Source organism: Sinomonas notoginsengisoli, assembly GCF_021554725.1.
In the GTDB taxonomy this organism is placed as follows: domain Bacteria; phylum Actinomycetota; class Actinomycetes; order Actinomycetales; family Micrococcaceae; genus Sinomonas; species Sinomonas notoginsengisoli.
Map to the genome: position 1 here is coordinate 81164 of NZ_JAIZDP010000011.1, position 6848 is coordinate 88011.

The window sequence follows — 6848 nt, forward strand, 5'->3', positions numbered from 1 at the left end:
GGGTGAGTGTCACGCTGCTGCCTGAGCGGCGCTCCTGACACCGGGGGCTTGACCCTTGATCCAGGGTGAAGCGCACTGGGTCTGATGGAGACTCGCGCTATTTGATTTTGACCAGCTGGCTGCGGTCGGCTTGGTCAGCATAGAACGCCTGCTCGAACTCGGTGGGCGGGATGTCGCCGAGGTAGCCGTGGAGGCGCTCGGTGTTGTGCCAGTGGACCCAGCCGAGCGTCGCGAGCTCGAGGTCCTCGACGGTCTTCCACGGGCCGGGGCGTCCGGGGCCGCGGACGAGTTCGGTCTTGTAGTAGCCGTTCACGGTCTCTGCCAGGGCGTTGTCGTAGCTGTCGCCGACGGTCCCGATCGACGGGGTCGCGCCGATCTCGGCGAGCCGTTCGCTGTAGCGGATCGAGGTGAACTGGCTGCCTGCATCGCTGTGGCACCGCAGGTCCTCATGGTGGCGGCCACGGGACCAGCGGGCCATCTCGATCGCGTCGAGGACCATCTCGGTGCGCATGTGGGGCGCACAGCGCCAGCCGACGATCATCCTGCTGAACACGTCGATGATGAAGCAGACGTAGGCCACGCCCGCCCACGTGGGTACGAACGTCAGGTCGGTCACCCGGAGCCGGTTGGGGGCGGGCGCGGTGAACTGCCGCTTCACCAGGTCCGGATGCCGGGCAGCCGCCGGGTCGGTCCTGGTCGTCTTGACCCGTCTGGTCCGGGTCGCGCCCTCGATGCCGGCGGCGCGCATCAGCCGGCCGGTCTGATCGCGGCCGATGTCGATCCCGGACCGGCGGGCGGCCTTCCAGAGCTTGCGGACGCCGTAGACCCGGTAGTTCTCCTCCCACAGCGCCACCAGCTCGGGGATGAGGGCAGCGTCGCTCAGGGCACGCATCGAGGGGGCGCGGCCCTTCGCGGCGTAGTAGGTGCTCGGAGCCACCTGCAGCAGCCTGCAGATGGGCTCGACTCCGAGCGGGCGCCCTTCGACGACCTCGTCCTTGTTCGTGTCGATGAACGCGACTACTTCCGGTGTTGGCGGTCGAGCTCCGCCCCGAAGAAACTCGCGGCCCGCTTGAGGATCTCGTTCGCCCGGCGCAGCTCGCGGACCTCCTGCTCGAGCTCCCGCACCCGGCGGCCCTCCGCGGTGCTCACACCCGGTGCCGCGCCGTCGTCGATGTCGGCCTGGCGCACCCAGGCCCGCACAGACTCGACGCCGTAGCCCAGCTGCGCCGCGACCCGCTGCACCGTCCCGTGCTCGGTCCCCAGCTCCGCACGCAGGGTCCGCACCATCCGGACCGCCGCGGCCTTCTCCTCCGGCGAATACCGACGTGCCGTCGGCTTCCCATGACTCGCTGCCATGACTCCATCCTCGTTTCCAAGGTCAGGAGCCTCCAAGAAACCCAGTGCGCTTCACTCGACGGCGTGCTGGCGCGGGCCGACGGGATGGAGCTGCGCCTCCCGTACATGTCCGATCCGGCGCTGCGGAAGCGAATCAACGACGGCGAGCTGGACTACATGGACATCCACCTCAGCCATGTTGCCCAGCACACGTGGTTCGGCTTCTACGGCGACGTGGACGTCGCCGTCGTCGAGGTCGTCGGCATCCTCGAGGACGGGCGGCTCATCCCATCGTCCTCGGTGGGCAACAACAAGACGTGGCTCGATATGGCCAGCAAGGTCATCCTCGAGGTCAACGCGCGCCAGCCCGCGGGGATGGAGGGCATGCACGACATCTACTACGGCACTGCGCTTCCGCCGCACCGCAAGCCCGTGCCCGTCCTCACCCCGAGCGACCGCATTGGCGAGCCGTACCTCCGCGTCGACCCCGAGAAGGTCGTGGCCGTGGTCGAGACCGACGCGCCGGACCGGCTCTCGGGCTTCAGCGCGCCGGACGAGGCGTCCAAGGCCATCGCCTCCCACCTGCTGGACTTCTTCGACCACGAGGTCCGCCGCGGCCGGCTCACCGACCGCCTCCTGCCGATCCAGTCCGGCGTGGGCAACATTGCCAACGCGGTCCTCGCCGGCCTCGCCGAGGGCGGCTACCGCGGGCTCACCGCGTACACCGAGGTGATCCAGGACGGCATGCTGCACCTGATCAAGGACGGCACGATCGAGTTCGCCTCCGCCACCTCGTTCTCCCTCAGCGAGGCCGGTGTCGCGGAGTTCACCGAGAACGTCGAGGAGTACCGCGAACGGATCCTCCTGCGCACGCAGGAGATCTCGAACCACCCGGAGGTGGTGCGGCGGCTCGGCTGCATCGCGCTCAACGGCATGATCGAGGCCGACATCTACGGAAACGTCAACTCGACCCACGTGGCAGGCACGAGCGTCATGAACGGCATCGGAGGCTCGGGCGACTTCGCGCGGAACGGCTTCCTGAGCGTCTTCATGTCCCCGTCCACGGCCAAGGGCGGCAAGGTCTCCGCGATCGTGCCGATGGCGAGCCATGTGGACCACACCGAGCACGACACCATGATCGTCATCACCGAGCAGGGACTGGCAGACCTCCGCGGACTCGCGCCCAAGCAGAGGGCGCGGACCATCATTGCCCAGTGTGCGCACCCGGAGTACCGACCGGCGCTGAGTGACTACTTTGAACGGGCCCTGCAGGGCAGCTACGGCAAGCACACTCCGCACCTGCTCGGTGAGGCCTTGTCGTGGCACGAGCGGTTCGTGGAGACGGGGGACATGCGTCCCGCCTCGTGAGCTTCGCGGAAGAGCGGTCTACTTCAGGAACTTGGAGGTGCGCCGGTCCGCCAGCGGCCGGCCACCCGTCTGGCAGGTCGGGCAGTACTGGAGGGCGCTGTCCGCGAAGGAGACTTCGAGGATGGTGTCCCCGCACACTGGGCAGGCCTCGCCGGCACGGCGGTGGACGCGCATGATGCGGCGCTTCTCATCCTTGAGCTCCTCGGGCGGGTGGCCCATGTCCTCCGCCACTGCGTCGCCCAGCACCGTCCGCATGGCGTCGTAGAGCCGCGCCGTCGTCTCGTCGCCCAGCGTCGAGGCGATGGCGAAGGGGGAGACCTTCGCCGCATGCAGGATCTCGTCGCTGTAGGCGTTGCCGATCCCGGCAATCAGCTTCTGGTCGCGCAGGAGGCCCTTGACCTGCTTCTTGCGGTTCAGCACCTTGCGGAAGGCCTCGAGCGTGAAGCTGTCGTCGAGCGGCTCGGGGCCGAGTTCCGCGACCGCCGGAACATCCTGAAGCCGGCGGACGATGTGCAGCGAGAGGCGCTTCCACGTCCCCGCCTCCGTGAGCTCGATGCCCGCCTCGTCGCCGTCGTCGCGGACGAACCCGAAGCGGGCGGCCACATACCCCTTACCGCGCGGGGGAGTGGGCTCGGGAAGGCGGTCGAGCACGCGGATCCACCCGCCCAACGCGAGGTGCACGACGACGGCGACCGGCCCGCCGTCGTCCGCCTCGCCTTCCGAGGCGCTCCCGGCGCGGCCCGAGTCCGGCACGGTGATGACCACGATGAACTTGCCGCGTCGGCCCACAGACTCGACACGCCGCCCCACGAGCGAGGTGTACGGCGGATCCGCCGTCTTGAGCGCGTGCACGGCGCCGATCTGGACCCGATCGATCGTGGCGCCCGCGAGCCGCTCGTCAAGGAAGGCGGCCAAGGCGGTCACCTCGGGAAGTTCCGGCATGGGATGCCTCCTGATGTGGGCGGTCTTCTCCCTTGTCCATGGTGTCAGGAAATGCCCGCCGAACAGGAGAAAGAAGCGCGATTCCTTGTGCCTATACTTTCAGCGACACGCACCTTGAAGGGGCCCGCACCTGGTCAGGCCCCTCCAGTCGAAGAAAGGCGAGCCCTATGAGCAACGTCCCCGCGGAGCTGTCCTACACCGCCGAGCACGAGTGGATCTCCATGGAGCCTGGCGACGGGGTGGTGCGCATCGGCATCACGGATTTCGCCCAGGACGCGCTCGGCGACGTGGTCTACGTCCAGATGCCCGAGGTCGGCACTGAGGTGAGTGCGAACGGCGTGGTCGGCGAGGTCGAGTCCACCAAGAGCGTCAGCGACATTTATGCCCCCGTCTCCGGCAAGGTCGTTTCCCGCAATGAGGCCCTGGACTCGGACCCGGCCCTCCTGAACTCCGATCCCTACGGCGAGGGCTGGCTCATCGAGGTCCAGCTTTCGGACGAGTCCGAAACGGACAGCCTCCTCAGTGCCGCCCAGTACGAGCAGCAGGTAGGGTAGAAATCTGGATCCGGGACTTTTTCAGGAGGAACTGATGAGGAGCGACGAGCGCCGGAAGCCCGGCGCCGAGGAGATCACGCAGCGTCAGGAGTCGGCGTCGGAGACGACGTCGATCCAGATGCCGCCGATCGACGCCGGGACAGCGATGGCGCCACCCCTGAGCCGCGAAGAGGCCGGGGCAGTCGCGGCATTGCCGTACGGCTCGGCGCTCCTCATCGCCCATACAGGCCCGAACGCCGGTGCCCGGTTCCTGCTGGACTCCGAGGTCACGACCGCCGGCCGCCATCCGGACGCCGACATCTTCCTGGATGACGTGACGGTCTCGCGGCGCCACGCCGAGTTCCGTCGGGTTGGGAACGGCTTCGAGGTCGTCGATGCAGGCAGCCTCAACGGCACGTACGTCAACCACGACCGCGTGGACCAAGTGGCCCTCCGCAACGGCTCCGAGGTGCAGATCGGCAAGTTCCGGCTCACCTTCTATGCCAGCCCTGCACAGACTCCGGCGCGGCCCACCGCCTGAAGGGGCTGGTTGCATGGCAGTAGCCCACCCTGAGCGGAGAGGGTCCTCGGCCCTCAACATCGGCGAGGTCCTGGCCATTCTGGCCGAGGAGTTCCCCTCGATGACGGCCTCCAAGATCCGCTTCCTCGAGGAGAAGGGCCTCATCGCCCCGCACCGCACGCCCTCCGGTTACCGACAGTACGGCCGGGGCGATGTGGATCGCCTGCGCTTCGTGCTGGCGCTCCAGCGGGATCAGTACCTTCCGCTCAAGGTCATCAAGGACTATCTCGATGCGGTGGATCGCGGCGAGCAGCCGGAGAACCTTCCCGGCGGGATGAGCATCGCGCCGCGTCCCGTCTCCGGGGAACTGCACGCGCAGCTGAGTGCCACCCGTTCGCGGTCCCTCAGCGAGCAGCAGCTGCGGGAGGAGTCGGGGGCCAGCGCCGACCTCGTCGAGTCGATGCTCAGCTTCGGCCTCATTGCTGCCGAGGGCGGCCGGTTCGATGAGTACGCCCTCGCCGTCACCCGCTCGTGCGTGGCTCTCGCGGACCACGGCCTGGAGCCCCGGCACCTGCGCTCCTTCCTGAGCACTGCGGAGCGCGAGGTGGGACTGATCGAGCAGGTCGTCGCGCCCAGCGCTTCGCGGCGCGATCCAGCAGCACGGGCGCGTGCGGCCGAGGAGGCGCGGGAGCTCAGCGAGACGTTCCTGACCCTGCACCGCGCGCTGGTCCACGGGCTGATCTCGAGGATGGATGGCTGATGATCGAGCTAGAAGTCGTGGGGGTCCGCATTGAGCTTCCCTCCAATCAGCCTCTCGTGCTCCTCAAGGAAGCCAAGGGCGAGCGGCACCTGCCCATCTGGATCGGGACCGCCGAGGCCAGCGCGATCGCTCTCGCCCAGCAGCACGTTGTGCCGCCGAGGCCGCTCACGCACGACCTCCTGGTCAGCGTGGTGCACAGTCTGGGCCGTCAAGTGGTGAGCGCGACGATCGTCGCCGTCGAGGACAGTGTCTTCTACGCCCAGCTCGGCTTCGACGACGGCACGACGGTCGAGTCAAGGGCGTCAGACGCCTTGGCTGTGGCCCTGCGGGTGAACTGCCGCATCTGGTGCGCCGACGCGGTGCTCGAAGAGGCCGGCGTACAGCTCGCAGAGGGGAGCGACAGCACCGAGGAAGGAGGCTCGACCGCCGAGGAGGAGAGCGAGATGCGGCGTTTCCGGGAATTCCTTGCCGATGTTGAGCCCGAGGACTTCGACGAGTAGCGGTCCTGCGGGCACTGCCGTGGCCGGAGCATCCGACACGCCCCCGGTGCTGCGTGCGATGTCTTTGATTTCACCCCCGGACGGTTCTAACGTCGGTAGTGACGAGCTCCCATTGCTTCCCCGGAACAAACAGGCGACACTTGAAGGTGCGCGGGACTGTAATTACAGACGTGCGCTTCGGGTCCCCCTTCGGAGGACGCAATGCCCCCAGGGGAGCGGTGAAGGAGGGTTTAGTGAGTCCCAAGCGAGAGCACGGAGAGCTCAGACACGTATCCGCCCAGGGCGCCGAAGCGCCGGCGGGCACCCAGGGCCTCCTCTTCGACGACGACCTGCCCGACCTTGACGAAGAGGCGGGCTACCGCGGCCCGACGGCCTGCAAGGCGGCCGGCATCACCTACCGACAGCTTGACTACTGGGCGCGTACAGGGCTGGTCGAGCCGACAGTGCGCGGCGCGGCCGGCAGCGGTTCCCAGCGCCTGTACGGATTCCGAGACATCCTCGTGCTCAAGGTGGTCAAGCGCCTCCTCGACACCGGCGTGTCCCTCCAACAGATCCGGAGCGCGGTGGGCCACCTCCGCGAGCGCGGGGTAGAGGATCTCGCCCAGATCACGCTCATGAGCGACGGCGCCTCGGTGTACGAGTGCACCTCTGCCGATGAAGTCATCGACCTCGTCCAGGGCGGCCAAGGAGTGTTCGGCATCGCCGTTGGCCGCGTGTGGCGCGAGGTCGAGGGGAGTCTTGCGGAACTGCCCAGTGAGCACGCCGACGACCAGACGTTTCCCGGCGATGAGCTGAGCAAGCGCCGCGCGGCGCGAAAGACAGGCTGACCCCGGTCGTTGCACCGTCACATCCGAAACGCACGACGCCGAGTGGCCGCCTTCAGCGGGTGG

At 68.0% G+C, this 6848-nt stretch carries 8 protein-coding genes and 1 other annotated feature; of the genes, 6 read left to right on the top strand and 2 right to left on the bottom strand.

Features of this window, described 5'->3' with window-relative positions; translation table 11 throughout:
- Positions 1-97: 97 nt before the first annotated feature.
- A protein-coding gene (locus LF262_RS14795; RefSeq protein WP_235781167.1) for an IS3 family transposase occupies positions 98-1356 on the bottom strand; the annotation gives its coding sequence in 2 pieces (ribosomal slippage) (positions 98-1059 and positions 1059-1356; 1260 coding nt in all).
- Positions 929-1063: a sequence feature (AL1L pseudoknot), on the bottom strand. It overlaps the preceding gene by 135 nt.
- Here LF262_RS14795 and scpC point away from each other — a divergent pair.
- Positions 1342-2703 (top strand): succinyl-CoA:acetate CoA-transferase ScpC, encoded by a 1362-nt coding sequence (gene scpC / locus LF262_RS14800; protein WP_235781168.1) that lies wholly within the window; start codon positions 1342-1344, stop codon positions 2701-2703. The genes LF262_RS14795 and scpC overlap by 15 nt on opposite strands.
- An 18-nt stretch (positions 2704-2721) precedes the next feature.
- Here the strand turns inward: scpC and LF262_RS14805 are convergent, their stop codons facing one another.
- Positions 2722-3645 (bottom strand): Fpg/Nei family DNA glycosylase, encoded by a 924-nt coding sequence (locus tag LF262_RS14805; RefSeq protein WP_235781169.1) that lies wholly within the window; start codon positions 3643-3645, stop codon positions 2722-2724.
- 167 nt (positions 3646-3812) lie between these two features.
- Here LF262_RS14805 and gcvH point away from each other — a divergent pair, with 167 nt between their 5' ends.
- The 5 genes from gcvH to LF262_RS14830 all read left to right on the top strand — a co-directional run bounded on the left by gcvH (position 3813) and on the right by LF262_RS14830 (position 6785).
- The gene (gene gcvH / locus LF262_RS14810) at positions 3813-4199 is read left to right on the top strand and encodes a glycine cleavage system protein GcvH (protein WP_235781170.1); all 387 of its coding nucleotides are present in this window, start codon (positions 3813-3815) and stop codon (positions 4197-4199) included.
- 34 nt (positions 4200-4233) lie between these two features.
- Positions 4234-4719: an FHA domain-containing protein gene (locus LF262_RS14815; RefSeq protein WP_235781171.1), complete on the top strand. Its 486-nt coding sequence runs from the start codon at positions 4234-4236 to the stop codon at positions 4717-4719.
- Between the two features lie 13 nt (positions 4720-4732).
- Positions 4733-5458, top strand: coding sequence for a transcriptional regulator FtsR (gene ftsR / locus LF262_RS14820; RefSeq protein ID WP_235781172.1), 726 nt, complete (start codon positions 4733-4735; stop codon positions 5456-5458).
- Positions 5458-5958, top strand: coding sequence for a bifunctional nuclease family protein (locus tag LF262_RS14825; RefSeq protein ID WP_235781173.1), 501 nt, complete (start codon positions 5458-5460; stop codon positions 5956-5958). Before ftsR ends, LF262_RS14825 begins: the two co-directional genes overlap by 1 nt.
- A 233-nt stretch (positions 5959-6191) precedes the next feature.
- Positions 6192-6785, top strand: coding sequence for a MerR family transcriptional regulator (locus LF262_RS14830; protein WP_235781174.1), 594 nt, complete (start codon positions 6192-6194; stop codon positions 6783-6785).
- The last annotated feature ends 63 nt before the right edge of the window (positions 6786-6848 follow it).

What these genes read in the sequence shown, in the direction of transcription:
- scpC (WP_235781168.1), top strand. Translation starts at nt 1,342, where the DNA reads ATGACTCGCTGCCATGACTCCATCCTCGTTTCCAAGGTCAGGAGCCTC.
- LF262_RS14805 (WP_235781169.1), bottom strand. Translation starts at nt 3,645, where the DNA reads ATGCCGGAACTTCCCGAGGTGACCGCCTTGGCCGCCTTCCTTGACGAG.
- gcvH (WP_235781170.1), top strand. Translation starts at nt 3,813, where the DNA reads ATGAGCAACGTCCCCGCGGAGCTGTCCTACACCGCCGAGCACGAGTGG.
- LF262_RS14815 (WP_235781171.1), top strand. Translation starts at nt 4,234, where the DNA reads ATGAGGAGCGACGAGCGCCGGAAGCCCGGCGCCGAGGAGATCACGCAG.
- ftsR (WP_235781172.1), top strand. Translation starts at nt 4,733, where the DNA reads ATGGCAGTAGCCCACCCTGAGCGGAGAGGGTCCTCGGCCCTCAACATC.
- LF262_RS14825 (WP_235781173.1), top strand. Translation starts at nt 5,458, where the DNA reads ATGATCGAGCTAGAAGTCGTGGGGGTCCGCATTGAGCTTCCCTCCAAT.